The 23,459-nt window shown below is 63.9% G+C and carries 16 protein-coding genes; 3 read left to right on the top strand and 13 right to left on the bottom strand.

Annotated elements, in window-relative coordinates:
- Window positions 1-64: 64 nt before the first annotated feature.
- The 8 genes from LU688_RS19295 to LU688_RS19260 form a co-directional block, all read right to left on the bottom strand.
- The gene (locus LU688_RS19295; RefSeq protein ID WP_094012590.1) at window positions 65-1,690 is read right to left on the bottom strand and encodes a BatD family protein; all 1,626 of its coding nucleotides are present in this window, start codon (window positions 1,688-1,690) and stop codon (window positions 65-67) included.
- Window positions 1,687-3,405: a vWA domain-containing protein gene (locus LU688_RS19290; protein WP_094012591.1), complete on the bottom strand. Its 1,719-nt coding sequence runs from the start codon at window positions 3,403-3,405 to the stop codon at window positions 1,687-1,689. Before LU688_RS19290 ends, LU688_RS19295 begins: the two co-directional genes overlap by 4 nt.
- Window positions 3,402-4,478 (bottom strand): vWA domain-containing protein, encoded by a 1,077-nt coding sequence (locus LU688_RS19285; protein ID WP_038706521.1) that lies wholly within the window; start codon window positions 4,476-4,478, stop codon window positions 3,402-3,404. The genes LU688_RS19290 and LU688_RS19285 overlap by 4 nt, the downstream gene beginning before the upstream one ends.
- Window positions 4,471-4,965: a DUF4381 domain-containing protein gene (locus LU688_RS19280; RefSeq protein WP_046854739.1), complete on the bottom strand. Its 495-nt coding sequence runs from the start codon at window positions 4,963-4,965 to the stop codon at window positions 4,471-4,473. Before LU688_RS19280 ends, LU688_RS19285 begins: the two co-directional genes overlap by 8 nt.
- Entirely contained in the window at window positions 4,962-5,906 is a 945-nt protein-coding gene (locus LU688_RS19275; protein WP_038706519.1) for a DUF58 domain-containing protein, read from the bottom strand. The genes LU688_RS19280 and LU688_RS19275 overlap by 4 nt, the downstream gene beginning before the upstream one ends.
- A 4-nt stretch (window positions 5,907-5,910) precedes the next feature.
- Window positions 5,911-6,870, bottom strand: a complete 960-nt coding sequence (locus LU688_RS19270; protein WP_011532987.1) for an AAA family ATPase — start codon at window positions 6,868-6,870, stop codon at window positions 5,911-5,913.
- 545 nt (window positions 6,871-7,415) lie between these two features.
- Window positions 7,416-7,634: a hypothetical protein gene (locus tag LU688_RS19265; protein WP_289678220.1), complete on the bottom strand. Its 219-nt coding sequence runs from the start codon at window positions 7,632-7,634 to the stop codon at window positions 7,416-7,418.
- A 74-nt stretch (window positions 7,635-7,708) separates the two neighbouring features.
- A protein-coding gene (locus tag LU688_RS19260; RefSeq protein WP_123902472.1) for an IS3 family transposase occupies window positions 7,709-9,072 on the bottom strand; the annotation gives its coding sequence in 2 pieces (ribosomal slippage) (window positions 7,709-8,607 and window positions 8,607-9,072; 1,365 coding nt in all).
- 193 nt (window positions 9,073-9,265) lie between these two features.
- On the opposite strand from LU688_RS19260, the gene LU688_RS19255 reads away from it, so the two are divergent.
- Window positions 9,266-10,444 (top strand): integrase core domain-containing protein, encoded by a 1,179-nt coding sequence (locus tag LU688_RS19255; protein WP_104444790.1) that lies wholly within the window; start codon window positions 9,266-9,268, stop codon window positions 10,442-10,444.
- 311 nt (window positions 10,445-10,755) lie between these two features.
- On the opposite strand, the gene LU688_RS19250 is transcribed toward LU688_RS19255, so the two are convergent.
- From LU688_RS19250 to LU688_RS19235, 4 genes are all read right to left on the bottom strand, one after another.
- Window positions 10,756-12,084, bottom strand: a complete 1,329-nt coding sequence (locus LU688_RS19250; RefSeq protein WP_023632061.1) for an MFS transporter — start codon at window positions 12,082-12,084, stop codon at window positions 10,756-10,758.
- Between the two features lie 46 nt (window positions 12,085-12,130).
- The gene (gene lhgO, locus LU688_RS19245) at window positions 12,131-13,324 is read right to left on the bottom strand and encodes an L-2-hydroxyglutarate oxidase (protein WP_023632060.1); all 1,194 of its coding nucleotides are present in this window, start codon (window positions 13,322-13,324) and stop codon (window positions 12,131-12,133) included.
- 102 nt (window positions 13,325-13,426) lie between these two features.
- Window positions 13,427-14,137 carry a FadR/GntR family transcriptional regulator gene (locus LU688_RS19240; RefSeq protein WP_094012039.1) on the bottom strand — a complete coding sequence of 237 codons (711 nt, stop codon included), beginning with the start codon at window positions 14,135-14,137 and terminating at the stop codon, window positions 13,427-13,429.
- 240 nt (window positions 14,138-14,377) lie between these two features.
- On the bottom strand, window positions 14,378-14,731 hold the full coding sequence (locus tag LU688_RS19235) for a hypothetical protein (protein WP_094012040.1): 354 nt from the start codon (window positions 14,729-14,731) through the stop codon (window positions 14,378-14,380).
- Between the two features lie 290 nt (window positions 14,732-15,021).
- On the opposite strand from LU688_RS19235, the gene LU688_RS19230 reads away from it, so the two are divergent.
- Window positions 15,022-19,887: an NAD-glutamate dehydrogenase gene (locus LU688_RS19230; RefSeq protein ID WP_094012041.1), complete on the top strand. Its 4,866-nt coding sequence runs from the start codon at window positions 15,022-15,024 to the stop codon at window positions 19,885-19,887.
- Between the two features lie 151 nt (window positions 19,888-20,038).
- Here the strand turns inward: LU688_RS19230 and ppsR are convergent, their stop codons facing one another.
- On the bottom strand, window positions 20,039-20,857 hold the full coding sequence (gene ppsR, locus LU688_RS19225; RefSeq protein WP_023630327.1) for a posphoenolpyruvate synthetase regulatory kinase/phosphorylase PpsR: 819 nt from the start codon (window positions 20,855-20,857) through the stop codon (window positions 20,039-20,041).
- Window positions 20,858-21,035: 178 nt separating this feature from the next.
- Here ppsR and ppsA point away from each other — a divergent pair, with 178 nt between their 5' ends.
- Window positions 21,036-23,411 carry a phosphoenolpyruvate synthase gene (gene ppsA / locus LU688_RS19220; protein ID WP_023630328.1) on the top strand — a complete coding sequence of 792 codons (2,376 nt, stop codon included), beginning with the start codon at window positions 21,036-21,038 and terminating at the stop codon, window positions 23,409-23,411.
- Window positions 23,412-23,459 lie beyond the last annotated feature (48 nt).

The raw sequence follows: 23,459 nt of genomic DNA, 5'->3' as shown, positions 1-23,459 counted from the left end.
TTGGATTCGGGCGCTATGGTAACTCATCGCGGACTTGTGGGAGCGGGCTTGGCCCGCGATGGGGCTACTTGGGATAAAGCGGAGGCAGGCTACTGGCCTCGCCCGTCGGCGCCAGCTCCTGCTCGGCCGGCGGTATGGCGCCGATGGCCCGCCATAGCTCGTCGCCATGCCAGTACTGGCCGCTTTCGCTGTACAACGCACCGTTCAACCCATCCAGCGCATCGGACAACGGCACGAAGCGCGCCGCCATCTCGGCCAGGGTTTCCGGCTGCTGCCGCGCCCAGGCGTCCAGCGCCTGGCGGGTGGCCTGCGGATCGTTGGCCTGGCAGGCGCGCTTGAGGTCGTCGAGCAGCGTGCGTGGACTTGGGCCAGTCTGCGCCGCCCGCAGTACCGCCGGTTGCGAACGGGCCCGCCACCACAGGGTGAAACCGAGCAAGGTGGTCAGCGCCAGTACCAGCGTAGCCAACTGCCAGGGCCAGAGCAGGCTGGGGGCCATGTTGCTGTCGCCGACCGGGGTGTCGGCGCTGAGCGCCGGATTGTCCTGCACGTTCAGGGTGCGTGCCGGCAGGCTGCTGTGCTCCAGGTGGTCCTCGCGGGTGTTCCACCAGGTCACCTCCAGCGCCGGCAGGGCCAGCTCGCCGGCGTGGGTCGGCACCAGCGCCTCGCGTTCCTCACGGTTGGCGACCATGCCGCGCTCGCCGATCTCATTGCGCAGCAACGGCTGGTCGGGGTAACGGCGCAGGCCGGCGGCCTCGGTGGCCGGCAGCGGCGGCAACTGAGTGCTCGAAAGGCCCTCGGCGCGCACACTGATGTTGCGCGTCAGCGAGTCGCCGATCTGCGTCGGCTGGCTGTTCGGGTCGGGGTTCCAGTGTTCTTCCAGGGTCAGGCTGCGTGCCGGCAGCCAGGGGCGGTCGGCCGGGTAGCCGGCCGGGATCGGCTTGACGGTCAGGCGCAACGGCAGCGAACTAACCTGCACCTGGCGGCCGACCCTTGGCGTGCCGGCGGGTTGCTCGCCATTGTCGGCGGCGGTGGCGGTGAAGCGCAGCGGCGGCACGTCAAGGTCGCCGCTTTGCTGGGGGTAGATGGCGTAGCGGGTCTCGATCACCCCATGGCGCACGCCATTAATCTCTTTCTCGTACGTGCGCGACTCACCCAGGGGGTCAACCTTGGCGTTTTCCAGTTGCAACGGGCTGAGACTGCTGTCGTCGTATAGCGCGACCGAATGGTAGATGCGCAGGGTCAGCACGGCCTGGGCCTGGACATAGACCGCGCTGCTGTCCAGGGTGGCCTCGACGAACACTTGCGAGGCTGCGTCCGGGCGCTGGCTGTCGGCCTGCAGCACCTGCAGCTCGATGGCCTGGCTGCGCGACTGGCCCAGTTGCAGCTCGGGGATGCGCAGGCTGCCGCTGCGCCGGGGCAGCAGGGTGATGATCCAGCGGGTGCTGGCGCGGGTTTCGCCGTCGAGGGTGTGCAGGCTGTTGAGCTGGCGTGTGCCGCGAACCTCGAAATCCGGCTCGAGGGTGCGCAGGTCGGGCTTGCCGAACTGGGTCACGTCCTGGCTCTCGAGGGTGAGTTCCAGGGTTTCGCCGGCCTCGAGGCGCGTGCGGTCGACACTGGCCTGCAGGGTCGGTTCGGCCTGGGCCGCGAGGCTCCACAACAGGCCTAGGAGAAAGACGCCGAAGCGACTCATCGTGGGGTTTCCTGATGCAATTGCTGTTCATACCAGAATTTGCGCCGCAGCAGTTCCGCCGGATTGTCGGGGATCTCCCGCAGCCACTGTTCCAGGGCCTGGCGCTGCTCGGCGTCGAGGCTGGTGGAGAGCGGCCGCTGGGGCGGCTGGGTGATGCTGTCGTCATCGCCGTCGGCAGTGCCGGACGGAGCCTGGGAGTTGCCCTGATTGTCACCGTTCTGCTGGCCTTGTGCCGGGTTTTCGCTGTCCGGCGCGCCCTGGGCCTGGCTGCTGGTCGAGCTGCTATTGCCTTCCGTCTCATTGCCGGGCGTGTCCCGGGCATCGGCGTTGTTTGGCTGTTCCTCGGCCTTGGCCTGGCGCTGTTGCAACAATTGCTGGACCAGCGCCTGGTTGTCCAGCGCGGCTTTCAGGTCGGGCTGGCGCTCCAGTGCCTGTTCGTAGGCGTCCAGCGCCGCTTCCAGTTCGCCGGCGCGGGCCAGGGCGTTACCACGATTGTAATGGGCGGCTGCTGTGCCGGCTTGGGCGAATGCGGCGGCGGCGCCTTCGAAGTCGCCGGCCTGGTAAAGTGCCATGCCACGCCATTGGCTGTCGGCGAAGTGCCGGGCGGCCTCGGCGGGGCGTTGTCGTTCCAGCAGGCGCTGGCCCTGCTGGTCGGGGCGCAGCCACAGGTCGTTGAACTCGAAGGCCTGGCTCGGCTGCGGCAGGGCCAGCAGCAGGGGGAGGCAGAACAGCCAGCCACGCCGGCCGGCGCAGGCGGCGAGCAGCAGCAGGGGCAGTAGCAGCCAGTATCCCTGATCGGCCCAGCTGTCCAGTTGCAGGGGCTGTCCGTCGTTGTGCAGCAGGCGCGGGTTGTCGAACAGGCCCAGGCCGCGCAGGTCGAGGTCGTCGATGCGGGCATGGCGATAGCGCCCGCCGGTCGAGCCGATGAAAGTCTTCAGCGAAGCGCTGTCCAGGCGTGGCATAAGGATGCCGCCCTGGTCGTCCTTGAGGTATTCGCCATTGGCCTGGCGCACCGGCGCGCCCTCGGCGCTGCCGACACCCAGCATCAGCAGGCTCGGGCCCTGGCGGCCAAGGGCCTGGCGTATGCCTTCGCGTTCAAGTTCGCTCAGCGACGAGCCGATCAACAGCAGGCGGCCCTGGCCCAGACCGCTTTGCGCTAGCAGCGCGAGGCCCTTGCGTACGGCCAGGTCAGCGCGCTGGCCGGGCTGCGGCATGATCGATGGATCGACGGCCTCGAGCAGGTTGCGCGTGGTGCCCAGGTCATCTGACAGCGGCACCAGGGTGTGGGCGCTGCCGGCATAGACGATCAGTGCGGTCTGGCTGTCGCGACGATGCTCGAGCAGGTCGAGCACCTTGCGTCGGGCCTGCTCCAGGCGGTTCGGCGCGCTGTCCTCGGCGAGCATCTGCGGCGTCAGTTCGAGCAGGATCACCAGCGGGTCGGCCGGGCGCTGGCGGGTTTCCTCGAGGCGTTGCCAGCTGGGGCCGAGCAGGGCCAGGACGATCAGCAGCCAGGCCAGGCCCAGGGCGATCCACGGCAGCTTGCTGGTGCTGCCGCTGCCGCCACCGAGCAGTACCGCGTGGAACGGTTGCGGCAGGATCAACTGCCAGCGTCCGGCGCGCTTGCGTCGGTGCCAGAGCTTGAACAGCAGCCAGCCAAGCAGTGGCAGTACCAACAGCCAGAGCGGGCGCAGCCATTGCGGCCAGAGTTCGATCATCGCCGCCTCCTCAGGCGCAGGCGCTTGAGGCGCTGGCGCCATTCCGGGTGAGGCTGCAGGAAGCGCGGTTTGCGCAGCAGGCGTTGCAGCAGGTTGTCCGGCCACTGCACGGCCACCACCAGCAGCACGCTGAGCAACAGCGCCAGTGCCAGTGGCCAGGCGTACAGCTCATGGGCGGTGCGCGCCTGGGTCGGCTGCTGGGCCACCGGTTCCAGTTGGTCGAGGGTGTCGCCGATGGCGTCGAGCTCGGCGCCGTCGTGGGCGCGGAAGTAGCTGCCATGGGTGATTTCGGCGATCTCCTTGAGCGCGGCCTCGTCCAGGTCCAGGCTCGGATTCAGGCCCAGCAGTCCCGGCGTGCCGCTGGCCTCGGGGTTGGCGCCGATGCCGATGGGGTAGATGCGCACGCCTTCCTGGGCGGCCAGGCGCGCGGCGGTCAGCGGGTGGATCTGCCCGCCGTTGTTGGCGCCGTCGGTGATCAGGATCAGCACCCGGCTCTGCGCCGGGCGCTGGCGCAGGCGTTTGACGGCCAGGCCAATGGCGTCGCCGATGGCGGTGTTCTTGCCGGCGATGCCGATCTGCGCTTCGTCGAGGAAGGTGCGCACGGTGCGCCGGTCGAAGGTCAACGGGGCCTGCAGGTAGGCTTGGCTGCCGAACAGGATCAGGCCGACGCGGTCGCCCTGGCGGTCCTGCAGGAAGTCGCCCATCAATGCCTTGACCAGGTCCAGGCGGCTGATCTCGTCGTCCTTCCACTGCATGTCGGGGAAATCCATGGAACCTGATACGTCCACCGCCACCAGCAGGTCGCGGCCACTGGCCGATACCGGCAGCGGATCGCCCAGCCATTGCGGGCGGGCGGCGGCCAGCAACAACAGTAGCCAGATCAGGATGAACGGTGCCTGCTGGCGCCAGGTCGGCAGGTTCAGGCGGGCACGGCGCCCGGCCAGGCCCTCGAGTTCGTCAAGGAAGCCGACCTTGAGCACCGGTTCGCCGCTGTCGGCGGCCGGCAGCAGCAGGCGCGCCAGCCAGGGCAGCGGCAACAGCAGGAAAATCCACGGCCAGCCCAGTTCAAACATGCTTGCGGATCCAGGTTTCGACCGCCTGGGCGAGCCCGGCGATGGCCTTGTCATCGAGCTTGCACTCGGGCTTGTAGGCGCCTTCGACCAGCACCATCCAGCGGGTCAGGCCGGCTGCCGGGCAGCGATTATCGAGAAACGCCAGCCATTGCCGGCCATTGAGGGTATGGCTGTTGGCCCCCGGGTAGTGATTACGGCACAGGCGTTTGAGCAGGGCGTTGATCTGCTGCAGCCAGGCCCCGGCGGGCGCGCCGTCATAGGGACGCGGCAGGCGCGCAAGTTCCGCCAGGGCCTCGACGCGGATCGGGTCCAGCGGCAGTTCGGCGCGCACCACCTTGCGCTTGCCTGGGCGCCAGTGGCGCAGGCGCCAGGCGCCCCAGCCGAGCAGGGGCAGCATGGCCAGCAGCAGCCACCAGCCGGGCGCGGGCGGCCACAGGCCGATGGCGGGTGGCGCGATCAGCGGCTGCAGCTGGTCCAGCGGGTTCATTTCGCGCCTCCAGGGCGCTGTGCATTCAGGTATTCACGCAACTGCTCGATCATCTCGCTCTGGGTGCTCAGCGGCATCAGCACCACGCGCAGTTTCTGTGCCAGCAACTCCCAGCGCTCGATGCGCGCTTCGGCCTGCTGGCGGTAGGCCTGGCGCAGGTTGGCGTCGAGGGTGTCGAGTTCCAGCTGCGCGCCGCGCTGGGCGAAGCGCAGCAGGCCGGCGGCGGGCAGGGCGTGGTCGAGCGGGTCGCTGACCGGCATCAGCAGCACGTCGCAGTGCCGTGACAGCATGGCCAGGTGCTGCTCGACGCTGGCGCTGAGGGCGCGTTCGTCGCAGATGACGATGGCCAGGCTGCCCGGGCGCAATACCTCTCGCGCCCGGCGCAGGGCAAGGCCCAGGCTGTCGGCCTGGGGCTGGGCCTCGGTGTGCAGGGCCTGGTTGATCTTGGCCAGGCGGTTGAGCAGTTGCAGCAGGCTCTGCTTGCTGCGCCTGGGCTTGACTTCATGGTGCTCGTTGTCGCCGAACACCAGCCCGCCGATACGGTCGTTGTGGCCCAGCGCAGCCCAGCCGAACAGGGCGGCGGCCTGGGCGGCCAGGACCGACTTGAACATCTGCCCGGAGCCGAAGAACAGCCGCTGGCTCTGCTCGACCATGATGAAGATCGGCCGTTCGCGCTCTTCATGGAACAGCTTGGTGTGCGGCTCCTGGGTGCGGGCGGTGACACGCCAGTCGATATTTCGCACATCGTCGCCGGCCTGGTAGACCCGTACCTGGTCGAAGTCCACTCCGCGGCCACGCAGCTTGGAGTGGTGCAGGCCCACCAGCGGGCTGCGTTGGCCGGGCCGGGAGAACAGCTGGATCTCGCGCACGCGATGGCGCATGTCGATCAGGTCGGCCAGGCCGATGCGGATGCCGGGTTCGGCCAGCTGTGTGGTGGGCATGGGGTCAGGCGACGGCGACGACGTCGAGGATGCGCTGAACCACGCGGTCCTGGTCGACCCCCGCCGCCTCGGCCTCGAACGACAGGATGATACGGTGGCGCAGCACGTCGAACAGCACCGCCTGGATATCCTCGGGGCTGACGAAGTCGCGCCCGGCCAGCCAGGCGTGGGCGCGGGCGCAGCGGTCGAGAGCGATCGAGCCGCGGGGGCTGGCGCCGTAGGCGATCCAGTCGGCCAGTTCGCTGTCGAACTTGGCCGGGGTGCGGGTGGCCATCACCAGTTGCACCAGGTATTCCTCCACCGCATCGGCCATGTACAGGCCGAGGATTTCCTTGCGCGCGGCGAAGATCGCCTGCTGGCTGACCCGTCGCTCGGGCTTGACCTCGCCGCCCAGGGCCTCGCCCCGCGCTTGCAGGAGGATGCGCCGCTCGACGGCGGCATCGGGGAAACCGATCTTCACGTGCATCAGGAAACGGTCGAGCTGGGCTTCGGGCAGCGGGTAGGTGCCCTCCTGCTCGATCGGGTTCTGCGTGGCCATCACCAGGAACAGGGGCGACAGCTCGTAGGTGCTGCGTCCGACGCTGACCTGACGCTCGGCCATGGCCTCGAGCAGGGCCGACTGCACCTTGGCGGGGGCGCGGTTGATTTCGTCGGCCAGCACCAGATTGTGGAAGATCGGGCCTTGCTGGAACACGAAGCTGCCGGTTTCCGGGCGGTAGATCTCGGTGCCGGTGATGTCGGCCGGGAGCAGGTCGGGGGTGAACTGGATGCGATGGAACTGGGCCTCGATACCCTCGGCGAGCTCCTTGATGGCCTTGGTCTTGGCCAGGCCCGGGGCCCCCTCGACCAGCATGTGGCCGTCGGCCAGGAGCACGATCAGCAGGCGCTCGACCAGTTTTTCCTGGCCGAGGATCTGGGAAGAGAGAAAGGTGCGCAGCGCGATCAGCGCCTCACGGTGTTCCATCGTTGACGGTTCCTGGGGATGAGCCCTGGCGCGCTGGGAGCGGATGCCGGGCGAGGGGGGATACTTTAATCCATCCGGGGGGGCGGGGACCAATGGGGGTTTGCAAAAAACGTGTAAAGGATGGATTGGGGAGCAAGACTGTCCCGATCCCGATCCCGATCCCGATCCCGATCCCGATCCCGATCCCGATCCCGATCCCGATCCCGATCCCGATCCCGATCCCGATCCCGCTCTTGCCTTTGCCTTTGCCCTTGCTCTTGCTCTTGCTCTGCTTTTGCTTCTAAGTGCGCGATAGTTCAGGCGACACAAATTGCGACTTCAGGAGGCCGAACGCAGGTCTTGCGAAGGGAGGTGACGGGCATGGATGCCCGTCAAGCGCTGCGCCCCAGGATGGGGCGTTCAGCGCGGTCCTCCCGGGAGCAAGGCCGGAGTGAGGGGACCCCGGAGCGAAGCGTAGGGGCCGGATGAATGGAGCGAGCATTTTTTGGTTCCTTTTTGATGCTTCAAAAAGGGACCCGCCGTAAGGGCGGAAAGGTGATTATGCGTCACCATCGCAAATGAATGCGCATATAACTTTCGAGACGCACGCTGTGTAAGTCAAAGTCAAAGTCAAAGTCAAAGTCAAAGTCAAAGTCAAAGTCAAAGTCAAAGTCAAAGTCAAAGTCAAAGTCAAAGTCAAAGTCAAAGTCAAAGTCAAAGTCAAAGTCAAAGTCAAAGTCAAAGTCAAATGCGATCGGCGTGGGTTTCCACAGTTGTAAGCGCATTCATTTACTATACTGACGCATAGTCACCTTTTCGCCCTTACGTGAACTGACCCCCGAAAGTTGGACAGGTAGCGCTATGCGGCCAGCGCTTGGGTTCGGAATTCTACCGGACTCAAGCCATTCAGTCTGAGACTGATGCGTTCTTGGTTGTAGTAGGCGATGTAATCCTCTAGTCCTGATGCCAGTTGCTCAACACTCTCAAACGACTCCAGGTAAAAAAACTCGCTCTTGAGCGTGCCGAAAAAGCTTTCCATGGCGGCGTTGTCCAGGCAATTGCCCTTACGCGACATGCTCTGCTCGATATTCTTCCCAGCCAGCATATGCCGGTAAGTTGGCTGTTGATACTGCCAGCCTTGATCGGAATGCAGTATCGGTGTGTCACCTGGATTCAGCCGCTCGAAGGCTTGCTCCAGCATTGTCGAAACCATCTTGAACTCAGGACGCCGGTTGATCTGATAAGCAAGGATCTCGCCGTTGTACAGGTCCATCACAGGCGAGAGAAACAGCTTCTGCCCCTTTACCTTGAACTCTGTCACGTCGGTTGCCCATTTCTGATTGGGGGCTTCTGCCTTGAATTTGCGTTTGAGTAGATCAGATGCAACAACCCCCTCGGAGCCTCGGTACGAGCGATATTTCTTAACTTTTACCAGAGATTTGAGGTCCATCAACTGCATCAGTCGCTGCACCTTCTTGTGGTTGACCACCTCGCCATTGTGCCCGAGGGCCGCAGTGATGCGACGATAGCCATACCGCCCCTTATTTCCGTGATAGAGGCTGTTGATGCGCTCTTTGAGAGCAGCATGCTTGTCAGCCACCAGCACTTTGCTTTGGTAATAAAAGGTACTGCGTGCCAGCCCTGCAGCACGTAGCAGCAGAGCAAGTCGATGCCCGCGCCTCAATCCTTGGATAGCCTGCGTTTTCTTGCCTGCGCAGTTCGAGGGTCCGCTTGGATCAAGGCATCGAGCTTTTTTAGATAAGCATTCTCCGCGCGCAGGTATTCCAGCTCTTCGAGCATTTGCTTTGGTGTCAGCTCGCTGTCCGTTGGAGTGGGCGGGCTTGTGCTGGACTGTTTTGATGGCTTGCGGGGCATGCTGAACTCTCGGGTACGGCGCGGGTGAAGGGCTTCTACTCCGCCTTTATCGTACAACCTTTTCCATTGCCTGATGCTACTCGGGCCGCGGATATCAAACTGCACGCAAGCTTGCTGAGCGGACAGTCCGTCTTGCTCAATGCACTGCAAAACCTTCAATTTGAACTGCGCGTCGTAGTGGCTGTACTTGGCAATCAAACCGGCTGCACCGTGTTGCTCGTAGCCCTTTACCCAGCGGCGTAACAGCGATGGACTCAGGTCATGCTTGAGCGCCACCTCATGAACACTGCGGGCAGAAAGGCACTCTTCGATGAGTATCTGCTTGAGTGCCAGGTTGTATTTCGTCATGGAACACCCTCCGGTTGGGGATCAGGTGTCCAACTTTCGGGGGTCAGTTCAACGGCGAGTCACTTTTTGTCAAACGCGACAAAAAGTAACCAAAAAACGCTGCGGGTATGACTCACCCACATGGGTTACAAATCAGTTCACGCACATAGGTAACAGTCTTTAACTGGCAGGGTCGGTTTTCGAGGATCTGACCATGCCTTGGCGAGAGCTGAAACCTATGGACCTTAAAATGCTTTTCATTGCGGATTACCTGCAGGGGCCGCCCAGCTTCAGCGCCCTGTGCCAGGCCTACGAGATCAGCCGAAAGACCGGCTACAAATGGGTCGAGCGATATGAGAAAGAGGGGCCTTCGGGGCTGGAAGAACGCAGCCGCCGCCGGTTGAACCAGGATTGGGTCGTACCCGCCGCAGTTCGCGAAGCCATCATCGAATTGCGCAGTCGAGGCGAAACGGAACCGGGGCCGAAAAAGATCCAGGCTGCGCTGCAGGAGCGTTTCCCTGATCAGGCGCCGCCCTCGAAGACAGCGATCTACAACATCCTCAAGAAAGCCCAATTGGTCAAACCACGCCGCTTACGTCAGCGTGTAGCGGTCTATCCCAAGCCCCTGGAGAAGGCCGAGTCGCCTAACCAGCTGTTCAGTGCGGACTACAAAGGTCAATTTCTGACAGGTGCAGGCGTCTGGTGCTATCCGCTGACGATCATGGATCACGCCAGTCGTTTCCTGCTCGCCTGCCACAGCATGCCCAATACCAACCTGCTGGAAACCCAGGCCGTTTTCACCCAAGTGTTCCGAGAGAATGGTTTGCCTGAGCGGATTCGTACCGATAACGGTGTGCCGTTTGCCAGTAAGGGGCGTGCGGGACTTTCTCAGCTGTCGATCTGGTGGCTGCGTCTAGGCATCATTCCCGAGCGCATTGCGCCTGGTCGGCCTGAACAAAATGGCCGCCACGAGCGCATGCATCGAACGCTCAAAAGCACGCTCCCATCGCCGCCGGCAGTGGCCTGGGAGGCTCAACAACGGCACTTTGATCGCTTTCGGCAGCACTACAATCACGAGCGCTTGCATGAAGCGCTGAAGCAGAAAACACCGGCGTCTTGCTACCAGCCATCTCCACGCCCATTCCCTGAAAAGCTCCCCGAAATGACCTATCCCAGTCATATCGAGAGCTTGCCGGCTGATAGCTCCGGCATCATCAATCGCCGGGGCTTGAGGATCTACGTAGGTTATGTGCTCAAGCACCAGACCATTGGACTGGAGCAGGTTGGGGATGGCGTCTGGGATGTTATTTTCGGTCCCATCATCCTTGGCAGAGTCGATGTGCGGGATGCCACTGATGGTTATGTAACACTCAAGGTGTTGTCACCTATGTGAGTGAACTTTTGTGTAACCCATGTGGGTGATCCGTACAGCGCTCCATTCATCCGGCCCTCCGCTTCGCTCCGGGTCCCCTCACTCCGGCCTTGCTCCCGGGAGGACCGCGCTGAACGCCCCATCCTGGGGCGCAGCGCTTGACGGGCATCCATGCCCGTCACCTCCCTCCGCAAGACCTCCGTTCGGCCTCCTGAAGTCGCGAAGTTACGGGCGGCGCCTGAACTGACGCAGCTGTCGCTAGTGACTACGCAGTTAATCTTGCGATCAAGATCAAGATCAAGATCAAGATCAAGATCCGATCGTGGCTTTGTTTAGTTCTTCGCCTTCGAATGCCTCCACCCTTGGTCAAAGAACGCAAACACCACCACCAGCACCCCGGCCACCGCCAATATCATCGCCACGCCATCGGTTGAATGAGTCGCGGAACCTGCCACCAGCGCCAGCCCGCCCAACGGCGCCAGGCCACCGGCCACCGCGGTACCGACCTCTCGCCCGGTGCCGAACCCGGACGAGCGCGTCTGGGTGGGGAACTGCCGGCTGAGGAACGACCCCTGCGGGGCAAACATCATCGGCGCCAGTATCCCGGTGCCCACGGCGATGGCCAGGTAGATCATCATCGGCTCGCCAGTCGACAGCAGTTGCAGGAACGGGAAGGCGAACAGCGCCGACAGCAGCCCGCCGAGCATCAGCACGGTCTTGCTGCTCCACTTGTCGCACAGCCAGCCGAAGAACGGCACGGCGAAGATCGCCACCAGGCTGGCCAGGGTCACCGACAGCGAGGTGACATGCGCCTCGACGCCCTTGAACTGGGTCAGGTAGGCCAGCGAGAAGGTCTTGAAGATGTAGCTCAGGGCGTTGTAGCCCACCGCCACGAAAAACACCACGGCCAGGCCCTTGAGGTCATTCCTGAACAGCAGCTTCAGCGGCGACACCTGCGGTTTGTCATCGGCCTTGTCCAGCTCCTTGAAGTCCGGGGTCTCGGGGATGCTCTTGCGCACCCACAGGCCCACCGCCACCAGGGCGATACTGGCGATGAACGGGATGCGCCAGCCGCCGGCCAGCAGGAATTCGTTGCCGTTCATGGTCAGCAGGTACACGGTCAGCGACGACAGCAGCAGGCCCAGGTTCAGCCCCAGCGCCGGCCAGGCACCCTGGCTGCCGCGCTTGCCTTCGCTGGCATGCTCGTAGGAGGTCACTGCCGCGCCGGACAGCTCGGCACCGGCGCCCAGGCCCTGGATGATGCGGATGATCACCAGCAGGATCGGCGCCCAGATACCAATGGTCGCGTAGCCGGGGATCAGGCCGATCAGCATGGTGCACAGGCCCATCATGCAAAAGGTGATCACCAGCACATGCTTGCGCCCGAAACGGTCACCCAGGTAGCCGAACAGCACACCGCCGAACGGCCGGGCGATGAAACCGATGGCGAAGGTGGAAAACGCCAGCAGCGAGGCCACCGCCGGGTTGCTCGGGTCGAAGAAGATCTTCGAGAAGACGATCGCGGCCATGGTCGCGTAGAGATAGAAGTCATACCACTCCAGCATTGAGCCGAAGATGGTCGCCGCCGCCACCTTGCGCAGGCGCTTGCGTTGCTGTTCGGGGGTTTCCGGCGCGGCCGGGGCCGTCTCGTATACCGACATCTGAGGTTTCCTTGTTGTCTTTGTAGTTGTGGATGCAGCAGGTGCTTCAGCGGGCCTCGAGGATCTTTTCGGCGATCATCTGGCCGATGGGGATGGCCGAAGTGGCGGCCGGCGACGGTGCGTTGCACACGTGCACCATTCGCGGCGTCTCGGCGAACAGGAAGTCGTGCACCAGGGTGCCGTCGCGCATCACCGCCTGGGCGCGGATGCCGGCCTCATAGGGCAGCAGGTCCTCGACTTGGAGCGACGGGCAGTACTTGCGGCACTGCTCCAGGTAGCCGCGCTTGAACAGCGAGTTCTTCATCTCGGCGGTGCCGGAACCGAGGTTGTTCCAGATGGTTTTCCAGAAACCGGGGAAGCGTGCGTACTCGGCGACATCGCGCCAGTTCACCGAGAACTTGCGGTAGTTCTCCCGGCCAAAGCCGAGCACCGCGTTGGGGCCGACGGTGACGCTGCCGTCGATCATTCGCGTCAGGTGCACGCCAAGGAACGGCAGCTCCGGATCGGGGATCGGGTAGATGAGGTGGTTGACGATCTGGTTCTTGCTCGCCGGCAGGCGGTAGTACTCGCCGCGGAAGGGGATGATCTGGTGGTCGATCTTCACCCCGGCCAGGCGCGCCAGGCGGTCGGATTGCAGGCCGGCGCAGGCCACCAGCTGGCGGGCGCGCCAGGTGTTGTCGTCGGTGCTGACCGCGACATGATCGGCATGCTCCTGGATGGCGCGCACGGCGGTGGACAGGTGCACTTCGCCACCGGCCTGGCGAATCACCTTGGCCATGGCGTCGCATACCTGCTGGTAGTCGACGATACCGGTGGCATCGAGGAACAGCGCGCCCTTGCCGACGATGTTCGGCTCGCGTTCACGCAGGGCGTCGGCGTCCAGGCGCTCGACCTTCAGGCCGTTCTGTTGCGAACGCTCGTACAGCGCCTGCATGCGCTGCACCTCCAGGTCGTTGGAGGCCACCAGCAGCTTGCCGCAGACCTCGAAGGCGATGCCGTGCTCGGCGCAGAAGTCCTTGGTGGCCTGGGCGCCGCGCTTGCACAGGTCGGCCTTGAGGCTGCCGGGTGCATAGTAGATACCAGCATGGATCACGCCGCTGTTGTGGCCGGTCTGGTGGCGGCCGAGGCTGGCCTCCTTTTCCAGGATCAGCAGCGAGGCGCCGGGGCGATGGGTGAGCAGGGCCATCGCGGTGGCGAGGCCGACGATGCCGCCGCCGATGATGCAATAGTCGTAGGTCATGCAGGGTACCTTGGAATTCTTGTCGGTGAATCTGCTTATCAGGTTGTCAGACTAAGTGGTGCGCGTAAAAACCTCGCCAGGTTGCGATAGGGTTCTCCGGGGTCAGTCGAGGTCGGGGAGGTCGAGTTTCAAGCGCTTGGCCGAGGCGCGCAGGTGGGCTTCGGCGCAGGCGGCGGCCGCATGGCGGTCACCGTCGGCAATGGCCTGGTACAAGGCCCGGTGCTCACGCAGGGCGTCAGCCGAGCCGCCTACCGCCGGAGTGGCGGAGTTTTCCCAGGCGGTGCGGCGCGCGGCGGCCAGCTGGCCACCGAGGAAATCGTGGAAGGCGACGAAGTAGTCGTTCTTGCCGGCGTCGGCGATGGCACGGTGAAAGGCCACGTCGGCGGCCGCGGCGGTGGCAAAGTCGCTGCGCGGGTCTTCCATGGTGCCCAGGGCCGCGGCCATGCGCTGGAGGTCATCGGTATCGCGGCGGCGGGCGGCGATGGCGGCGGCCTGGGTCTCGATCCACAGGCGCATCTCGAACATCTGCACCAGGTCCGGCTTGCGCCCGTTGCTGCCAGGGAAGCGGAACACCGTGCCGTTTGGGGTCTGCGAGATGTACGAACCGAGCCCACGGCGAGCGATCAGCACGCCGTCGGCCTTGAGCTGCGCCACGGCCTCGCGCACCACCGAGCGGCTGACATTGAGCTGGTCGGCCAGTTGCTGTTCGGTGGGCAGGCGCGACTCGGCGGCCAGGCGGCCGGCATCGATCTCGGCGCGGATGGCGCTGACGACGCGTTCAACGAGGGTGTCGGGGCGCTGGAGCTCTAGCATGGACGTGCGGGTGCCTATTGGTCAGGTTGTCAGACAATGCCTGCCCCTGTGGTCAGCTGTCAACGCTGTCGTTGTTTCTGCTGGGGATCGGAGCAGCGCTGCAAGTATCCGGCGTGGGAGCGGGCTTGCCCCGCGATGGGGCGTATGGCACCGGCTTTGCCGGTGATCGCGGGTCAAGCCAACTCCCATGCTGTCCTGGTCGAACTGCGTTTTGTTCATGAGCGTGGCGATGCGCCGGGCTCAGATCTCGGACACGAAGGTCCCGGTGCCGTCGAGGATGTTGCGCAAGGTCAGCGCCACTTCCTCCAGGTCGCTGCCCGAGGTAGTCAGGATGATCTCCAGTTCTTCGTCGCCCTTCAGCGCATCGCGATCCCCGGCCGCCACTTCGATCAGCAGGCGGGTGGCGCTCAAGGTCACCTTCAGCCCGTCCAGCGTCGACGGCTCGTCGTCCAGGGTCAGGTCGACGGTGTCCTCGTCCGGGTAGCGGGTCAGCAGGAACATCTGGCCCTTTTCGCTGTGGCAGCACAGGGTCGCCATGTTGTCTTCCTCGTCGTCGCAGGCGGTGGCGAAGAGCAGGGCGGTTTTCAATTGCATGGCGCACTCGGATTAATGGAGATGAAAAGGAATTCTGACAGCCTTGCGCACACTGATAAACGTAAAGTTACCGCGCATTGACCGAAATTGTCGCAGCGCTGCAAGCCCAAGTGACCGTTCAGTCGTTAAGCTGCCCTGTCGATGGGTTCCCGTAAAGGCACAGCCACCTGGCAGTCGCTTTTGCAGGCACCCAACGCTTCTGTCTTGCCACGGGTTGGCTATGGTTGATCCGTACAAGGCGCATGTACGCGACGCTTCACCTATAACAAAGCCCAAGCGGAGTACCACAGATGGCGTTCTTCACCGCAGCCAGCAAAGCCGACTTCCAGCATCAACTGCAAGCGGCCCTGGCGCAGCACATCAACGAACAGTCCCTGCCACAAGTGGCACTGTTCGCTGAACAGTTCTTCGGCATCATCTCTCTGGACGAACTCACTCAGCGCAGGCTGTCGGACCTGGCCGGCTGCACGCTGTCCGCCTGGCGCATCATCGAGCGCTTCGACGCCGCGCACCCGCAGGTGCGGGTCTACAACCCCGATTACGAACGCCACGGCTGGCAATCCACGCACACCGTGGTCGAGGTGCTGCACCACGACCTGCCATTCCTGGTCGACTCTGTGCGCACCGAGCTCAACCGCCGCGGCTACAGCATCCACACCCTGCAAACCACCGTGCTCAGCGTGCGCCGCGGCGCCAAGGGCGAGCTGGTCGAGCTGCTGCCCAAGGGCACCCTGGGCGAGGGCGTCAGCCATGAATCGCTGATGTACCTGGAGATCGACCGCTGCTCCAACACCGGCGAGCTCAACACCCTGGCCATGGAGCTGGAGCAGGTGCTGGCCGAGGTGCGGGGCGTGGTAGCCGACTTCGAGCCGATGAAGGCCAAGATCCGCGAGCTGCTGGACCTGGTGGAGCAGAACGCCTTCGGCCCCGCGCAGAACGACAAGGCCGAGGTGAAGAGCTTCTTGTCGTGGCTGCTGGACAACCATTTCACCTTCCTCGGCTACGAGGAGTTCACCGTCGAGTCCGACGCCGACGGCGGCCACCTGGTCTACGACGACGCCTCGTTCCTGGGCCTGGCCCGCCTGCTGCGCGCAGGCCTGGGCGCCGATGACCTGCGCATCGAGGACTACGCCGTCGCCTACCTGCGCGAACCGCGCCTGCTGTCCTTCGCCAAGGCTTCGCAGCCAAGCCGCGTGCACCGCCCGGCCTACCCGGACTACGTGTCGATCCGCCAGATCGACCAGGACGGCAAGGTGGTCAAGGAATGCCGCTTCATGGGCCTGTACACCTCGTCGGTGTACGGCGAGAGCGTGCACACCATCCCCTACATCCGCGGCAAGGTCGCCGAAGTCGAGCGCCGCTCGCATTTCGACCCGAAGGCGCACCTGGGCAAGGAATTGGCCCAGGTCCTGGAAGTGCTGCCCCGCGACGACCTGTTCCAGACCCCGGTGGACGAGCTGTTCAGCACCGCCATGTCGATCGTGCAGATCCAGGAACGCAACAAGATCCGCGTGTTCCTGCGCAAGGACCCGTACGGCCGCTTCTGCTACTGCCTGGCCTACGTGCCGCGCGAGATCTACTCCACCGAGGTGCGGCAGAAGATCCAGCAGGTGCTCATGGAGCGCCTGAAAGCCACCGACTGCGAATTCTGGACCTTCTTCTCCGAGTCGGTGCTGGCCCGCGTGCAACTGATCCTGCGGGTCGACCCGAAGAATCGCATCGAGATCGATCCGCAGCAGCTGGAGAACGAAGTGATCCAGGCCTGCCGTTCGTGGCAGGACGACTTCTCGGCGCTGGTGGTGGAAAACTTCGGCGAAGCCCACGGCACCAACATCCTCGCCGACTTCCCGAAAGGCTTCCCGGCCGGCTACCGCGAGCGCTTCGCCGCGCATTCGGCGGTGGTCGACATGCAACATGTGCTCAACCTGTCCGAGGCCAAGCCGCTGGCCATGAGCTTCTACCAGCCGCTGACGCAGCTCGGTGAGCGCACGCTGCACTGCAAGCTCTACCACGCCGATACGCCGCTGGCACTGTCGGACGTGCTGCCGATCCTGGAAAACCTCGGCCTGCGCGTGCTCGGTGAGTTCCCTTACCGCCTGCGCCACGCCAGCGGCCGCGAGTTCTGGATCCACGACTTCGCTTTCACCTACAGCGAAGGCCTCAACCTCGACATCCAGCAGCTCAACGACACCTTCCAGGACGCCTTTGTCCATATCGTCAAGGGCGACGCCGAGAACGACGCGTTCAACCGCCTGGTGCTGACCGCCGGCCTGCCATGGCGCGACGTCGCGTTGCTGCGTGCCTACGCCCGTTACCTCAAGCAGATCCGCCTGGGCTTCGACCTGGGCTACATCGCCAGCACCCTGAACAACCACACCGATATCGCCCGCGAGCTGACCCGGTTGTTCAAGACCCGCTTCTACCTGGCGCGCAAGCTCACCAACGAAGACCTCGACGACAAGCAGCAACGCCTGGAGCAGGCGATCCTCACCGCCCTGGACGATGTCCAGGTGCTCAACGAGGACCGCATCCTGCGGCGCTACCTGGACCTGATCAAGGCCACCCTGCGCACCAACTTCTACCAGCCGGACGCCAACGGCCAGAACAAGTCGTACTTCAGCTTCAAGTTCAACCCCAAGCTGATCCCCGAGCTGCCCAAGCCGGTGCCGAAGTTCGAGATCTTCGTCTATTCGCCCCGGGTCGAGGGCGTGCACCTGCGCTTTGGCAACGTCGCCCGCGGCGGCCTGCGCTGGTCGGACCGCGAGGAAGACTTCCGCACCGAGGTGCTCGGCCTGGTCAAGGCCCAGCAGGTGAAGAACTCGGTGATCGTCCCGGTCGGCGCCAAGGGCGGCTTCCTGCCGCGCCGCCTGCCGCTGGGCGGCAGCCGTGACGAGATCGCCGCCGAAGGCGTGGCGTGCTACCGCATCTTCATTTCTGGCCTGCTCGACATCACCGACAACCTGAAGGACGGTGGCGTAGTGCCGCCGGCCAACGTGGTGCGCCACGATGACGACGATCCGTACCTGGTGGTGGCGGCCGACAAAGGCACCGCGACCTTCTCCGACATCGCCAACGGCATCGCCATCGACTACGGCTTCTGGCTGGGCGACGCGTTCGCCTCGGGCGGCTCGGCCGGCTATGACCACAAGAAGATGGGCATCACCGCGCGTGGCGCCTGGGTTGGTGTGCAGCGCCACTTCCGCGAGCGCGGCATCAACGTGCAGGAAGACCCGATCACCGTGGTTGGTGTCGGCGACATGGCCGGCGACGTGTTCGGCAACGGCCTGCTGATGTCCGACAAACTGCAACTGGTGGCGGCGTTCAACCACCTGCACATCTTCATCGACCCGAACCCGGACCCGGCCACCAGTTTCGCCGAACGCAAGCGCCTGTTCGACCTGCCGCGCTCGGCCTGGAGCGACTACGACACCGGCATCATGTCCGAAGGCGGCGGGATCTTCCCACGTAGCGCCAAGAGCATCGCCATCAGCCCGCAGATGAAGGAACGCTTCGCCATCGAAGCCGACCGCCTGACCCCGACCGAACTGCTGCATGCACTGCTGCAGGCACCGGTGGACCTGCTGTGGAACGGTGGTATCGGCACCTACGTCAAGGCCAGCAGCGAAAGCCACGCCGATGTCGGCGACAAGGCCAACGACGCCCTGCGCGTCAACGGCAACGAGCTGCGTTGCAAGGTAGTGGGCGAGGGCGGCAACCTGGGCATGACCCAGCTCGGCCGTGTCGAGTTCGGCCTGAACGGCGGCGCCACCAACACCGACTTCATCGATAACGCTGGTGGCGTCGACTGCTCCGACCACGAGGTCAACATCAAGATCCTGCTCAACGAAGTGGTGCAGGGTGGCGACATGACCGAGAAGCAGCGCAACCAGCTGCTGGGCAGCATGACCGACGAAGTCGCCGGGCTGGTGCTGGGCAACAACTATAAGCAGACGCAAGCGCTGTCGCTGGCGGCCCGCCGTGCCCGCGAGCGCATCGCCGAGTACAAGCGCCTGATGGCCGACCTGGAGGCACGTGGCAAGCTGGACCGCGCCATCGAGTTCCTGCCCAGCGAAGAGCAGCTGGCCGAGCGCCTGGCGGCGGGGCAGGGCCTGACCCGCGCCGAGCTCTCGGTGCTGATCTCATACAGCAAGATCGACCTCAAGGAGCAACTGCTCAAGTCGCTGGTGCCGGACGACGACTACCTGACCCGCGACATGGAGACCGCGTTCCCGCCGTCGCTGGTCAGCAAGTTCGCCGACTCGATGCGCCGCCACCGCCTGAAGCGCGAGATCGTCAGCACCCAGATCGCCAATGACCTGGTCAACAACATGGGCATCACCTTCGTGCAGCGCCTGAAGGAGTCCACCGGCATGAGCCCGGCCAACGTGGCCGGTGCCTATGTGATTGTGCGCGATATCTTCCACCTGCCGCATTGGTTCCGCCAGATCGAGGCCCTGGACTACCAAGTTCCGGCCGAGATCCAGCTGACCTTGATGGACGAGCTCATGCGTCTGGGGCGTCGGGCCACCCGCTGGTTCCTGCGTAGCCGCCGCAACGAGCAGGACGCCGGGCGTGACGTGGCGCACTTCGGGCCGAAGATCGCCCAGCTGGGGCTGAAACTCGACGAACTGCTGGAGGGACCAACCCGTGAGCGCTGGATGAACCGTTACCAGGGCTTCGTCAATGCGGGTGTACCAGAATTGCTGGCACGCATGGTCGCCGGTACCACCCACCTGTACACCCTGTTGCCGATCATCGAGGCTTCGGACGTCACCGGGCACGATCCGGCGCAGGTGGCCAAGGCGTTCTTCGCCGTGGGCAGCTCGCTGGACCTGACCTGGTACCTGCAGGAGATCAGCAACCTGCCGGTGGAGAACAACTGGCAGGCCCTGGCCCGCGAGGCGTTCCGCGACGACATCGACCTGCAGCAGCGGGCGATCACTATCTCCGTACTGCAGATGGCCGACGCGCCGGAAGACATGGACGCCCGCGTGGCCCTGTGGTGCGAGCAGCACCGGGTGATGGTCGAGCGCTGGCGCGCCATGCTCGACGACCTGCGCAACGCCACCGGCACCGACTATGCGATGTACGCGGTGGCCAACCGCGAGCTGGTCGACCTGGCGCTGAGCGGGCAGGCGACGGTGATGCCGTCCTGAGCCTTGCGTTGAGGTAAAAGAAAGCCCCGGCAGTGATGCCGGGGCTTTTTCATGGGGCGCGCGCTGAGTTTGTGGTGGTGCGCGAATCGAGCGCCGCCCGCGCCGCGCTCGGTCTCACTGGCGATGAAAATCTTGTGACGAGCCCCTCGCGTTACTTGAACCGCCGCTCCACCCCTTTCTCCACCAGAATCTTCGCCGAAATCTCTTCCACCGAAAAATGCGTGGAGTTGATGTTGGGAATGTTTTCCCGACGGAACAGGTTTTCCACTTCGCGCACTTCGAATTCGCACTGCGCGAAGCTCGAATAGCGGCTGTTGGGCTTGCGTTCGTGGCGGATCGCGGTCAGTCGGTCGGGGTCGATGGTCAGGCCGAACAGCTTGTTGTGGTGCTTCTTGAGCACTGGCGGCAGCTGCAGGCGTTCCATGTCGTCCTCGGTCAGCGGGTAGTTCGCGGCACGAATACCGAACTGCATGGCCATGTACAGGCAGGTTGGGGTCTTGCCGCAGCGTGATACGCCCACCAGGATCAGGTCGGCCTTGTCGTAGTAGTGGGTACGCGCGCCATCGTCGTTGTCCAGGGCGAAGTTGACCGCCTCGATCCGCTCCATATAGTTGGAATTGCCACCGATCGAGTGGGACTTGCCCACGGAATACGACGAATGGGCAGTCAATTCCTGCTCGAGCGGGGATAAAAACGTCGAGAAGATGTCGATCATGAAGCCATTGGACGTGGCCATGACCTCACGGATGTCCTGGTTGACGATGGTGTCGAATATGATCGGACGCACCCCGTCGCGCTCGGCCGCGGCGTTGATTTGCTGGACCATGGCCCGGGCCTTTTCCAGCGTGTCGATGTAGGGTCGCGTGAATTTATTGAACGGAATGCTCTCGAATTGTGCGAGCAGGCTCTGGCCCAGCGTTTCTGCAGTGATGCCGGTACCGTCGGAGATGAAGAACGCGGTTCGTTTCATTTGCACCTGGGGGCCTTAAGCTGCCGAAGATTTCTGGATATGATAGGTTCGGTTTGCCGAACGCGGTTGCACGGCATTCTCACTTATTTTCCAGGTCCAGGCCACAAGCGTCCGGCCCAGTCAGTCAGGCAGGCGGGCGCCCTTGAGCTTTTCCAATACAGTTAGTGGAGAGATCACCTTGGTAGAGTACGTAGTTTCCCTCGATAAGCTCGGCGTCCATGATGTGGAGCATGTGGGGGGCAAGAACGCATCCCTGGGCGAGATGATCAGTAACCTCGCAGGTGCTGGTGTCTCGGTGCCGGGCGGCTTTGCCACTACGGCTCAGGCGTACCGCGATTTTCTCGAGCAAAGTGGCCTGAACGACCGCATTCATGCGGCGCTCGACGCGCTGGATGTCGACGATGTCAACGCCTTGGCCAAGACCGGTGCGCAAATTCGCCAGTGGGTGATGGAAGCCGATTTCCCGGCCCGCCTTGATTCGGAAATCCGAACCGCTTTCGCCGAAATGTCCCAGGGCAACGACAACATGGCGGTGGCCGTGCGTTCCTCGGCCACGGCCGAAGACCTGCCAGACGCCTCCTTCGCTGGCCAGCAGGAGACTTTCCTCAACATCCGTGGCGTCGACAACGTGATCCGCGCGGCCAAGGAAGTGTTCGCCTCGCTGTTCAACGATCGGGCCATTTCCTACCGTGTACACCAGGGCTTCGACCACAAACTGGTCGCCCTGTCCGCCGGCGTGCAGCGCATGGTCCGTTCCGAAACCGGCACCGCGGGTGTGATGTTCACCCTGGACACCGAGTCGGGCTTCCGCGACGTGGTATTCATCACCGGTGCCTATGGCCTGGGTGAAACCGTGGTGCAGGGGGCGGTCAACCCGGACGAATTCTACGTTCACAAGAACACCTTGCAGGCCGGTCGCCCGGCGATCCTGCGCCGCAACCTGGGCAGCAAGGCGATCAAGATGGTCTATGGCGACGAAGCCAAGGCCGGTCGTTCGGTCAAGACCGTCGAGGTCGACCGCGCCGAGCGTGCGCGCTTCTGCCTGAGCGACGACGAAGTCAATGAACTGGCCAAGCAGGCCATGATCATCGAACAGCACTACCAGCGCCCGATGGACATCGAGTGGGCCAAGGACGGTGACGACGGCAAGCTGTACATCGTCCAGGCCCGTCCCGAGACCGTGAAGAGCCGCGCCAGCGCCAATGTCATGGAACGCTACCTGCTGAAAGAGAAGGGCACCGTACTGGTCGAAGGCCGTGCCATCGGCCAGCGCATCGGCGCCGGCAAGGTCCGCGTGATCAACGACGTGTCCGAGATGGACAAGGTCCAGCCAGGCGATGTACTGGTCTCGGACATGACCGACCCGGACTGGGAGCCGGTGATGAAGCGCGCCAGCGCCATCGTCACCAACCGTGGCGGGCGTACCTGCCACGCGGCGATCATCGCCCGTGAGCTGGGCATCCCGGCCGTCGTCGGCTGCGGCAACGCCACCCAGGTCCTGAAGGATGGCCAAGGCGTGACCGTCTCCTGCGCCGAAGGCGACACCGGATTCATCTTCGAAGGTGAGCTGGGCTTCGACGTCAAGCAGAACTCTGTCGATGCCATGCCGGAGCTGCCGTTCAAGATCATGATGAACGTGGGCAACCCGGATCGCGCCTTCGACTTCGCCCAGTTGCCCAATGCCGGTGTCGGCCTGGCGCGCCTGGAGTTCATCATCAACCGCATGATCGGCGTACACCCCAAGGCGCTGCTGAATTACGCCGGCCTGCCGCCGGAACTGAAAGAGAGCGTCGACAAGCGCATTGCCGGCTATAACGACCCGGTCGGCTTCTATGTCGAGAAGCTGGTCGAGGGCATCAGCACCCTGGCCGCAGCCTTCTACCCGAAAAAGGTCATCGTGCGCCTATCGGACTTCAAGTCTAACGAGTACGCCAACCTGATCGGCGGCAAGCTGTATGAGCCGGAAGAGGAAAACCCAATGCTGGGCTTCCGCGGCGCTTCGCGTTACATCAGCGAGTCGTTCCGTGACTGCTTCGAGCTTGAATGCCGCGCCCTCAAACGCGTGCGTAACGAGATGGGCCTGACCAACGTCGAGATCATGGTGCCGTTCGTGCGTACCTTGGGCGAGGCCAGCCAGGTTGTCGACCTGCTCGCCGAAAACGGCCTGGCCCGCGGTGACAACGGCCTTCGCGTGATCATGATGTGCGAGTTGCCGTCCAACGCCATCCTGGCCGAAGAGTTCCTCGAGTACTTCGATGGCTTCTCCATCGGTTCCAACGACCTGACCCAGCTCACGCTGGGCCTGGACCGCGACTCGGGGATCATCGCTCACCTGTTCGATGAGCGAAATCCGGCCGTGAAGAAACTGCTGGCCAACGCCATCGCCGCGTGTAACAAGGCCGGCAAGTACATCGGCATTTGTGGCCAGGGCCCGTCGGACCACCCGGACCTGGCCAAGTGGCTGATGGAACAGGGCATTGAAAGCGTGTCGCTGAACCCGGACTCGGTGCTCGAGACCTGGTTCTTCCTGGCCGAGGGCCAGGGCGCGGCCTGATGCTGTGAGCAGGGTGCTTGCGCCCTGATGTTAATGCGTGGGAGCGGG

Origin of the sequence: Pseudomonas soli, from assembly GCF_021283165.2 — a bacterium.
Lineage (GTDB): Bacteria > Pseudomonadota > Gammaproteobacteria > Pseudomonadales > Pseudomonadaceae > Aquipseudomonas > Aquipseudomonas soli.
The sequence above is the reverse complement of the archived record's forward strand: the minus strand, read 5'-3'. Positions and strand labels throughout refer to the sequence as shown.

Excerpts from the sequence above, each read along its gene's own strand:
- LU688_RS19295 (WP_094012590.1), bottom strand. The coding sequence starts at position 1,690 with ATGAGTCGCTTCGGCGTCTTTCTCCTAGGCCTGTTGTGGAGCCTCGCG.
- LU688_RS19290 (WP_094012591.1), bottom strand. The coding sequence starts at position 3,405 with ATGATCGAACTCTGGCCGCAATGGCTGCGCCCGCTCTGGCTGTTGGTA.
- LU688_RS19285 (WP_038706521.1), bottom strand. The coding sequence starts at position 4,478 with ATGTTTGAACTGGGCTGGCCGTGGATTTTCCTGCTGTTGCCGCTGCCC.
- LU688_RS19280 (WP_046854739.1), bottom strand. The coding sequence starts at position 4,965 with ATGAACCCGCTGGACCAGCTGCAGCCGCTGATCGCGCCACCCGCCATC.
- LU688_RS19275 (WP_038706519.1), bottom strand. The coding sequence starts at position 5,906 with ATGCCCACCACACAGCTGGCCGAACCCGGCATCCGCATCGGCCTGGCC.
- LU688_RS19270 (WP_011532987.1), bottom strand. The coding sequence starts at position 6,870 with ATGGAACACCGTGAGGCGCTGATCGCGCTGCGCACCTTTCTCTCTTCC.
- LU688_RS19265 (WP_289678220.1), bottom strand. The coding sequence starts at position 7,634 with ATGCGCTTACAACTGTGGAAACCCACGCCGATCGCATTTGACTTTGAC.
- LU688_RS19255 (WP_104444790.1), top strand. The coding sequence starts at position 9,266 with ATGCCTTGGCGAGAGCTGAAACCTATGGACCTTAAAATGCTTTTCATT.
- LU688_RS19250 (WP_023632061.1), bottom strand. The coding sequence starts at position 12,084 with ATGTCGGTATACGAGACGGCCCCGGCCGCGCCGGAAACCCCCGAACAG.
- lhgO (WP_023632060.1), bottom strand. The coding sequence starts at position 13,324 with ATGACCTACGACTATTGCATCATCGGCGGCGGCATCGTCGGCCTCGCC.
- LU688_RS19240 (WP_094012039.1), bottom strand. The coding sequence starts at position 14,137 with ATGCTAGAGCTCCAGCGCCCCGACACCCTCGTTGAACGCGTCGTCAGC.
- LU688_RS19235 (WP_094012040.1), bottom strand. The coding sequence starts at position 14,731 with ATGCAATTGAAAACCGCCCTGCTCTTCGCCACCGCCTGCGACGACGAG.
- LU688_RS19230 (WP_094012041.1), top strand. The coding sequence starts at position 15,022 with ATGGCGTTCTTCACCGCAGCCAGCAAAGCCGACTTCCAGCATCAACTG.
- ppsR (WP_023630327.1), bottom strand. The coding sequence starts at position 20,857 with ATGAAACGAACCGCGTTCTTCATCTCCGACGGTACCGGCATCACTGCA.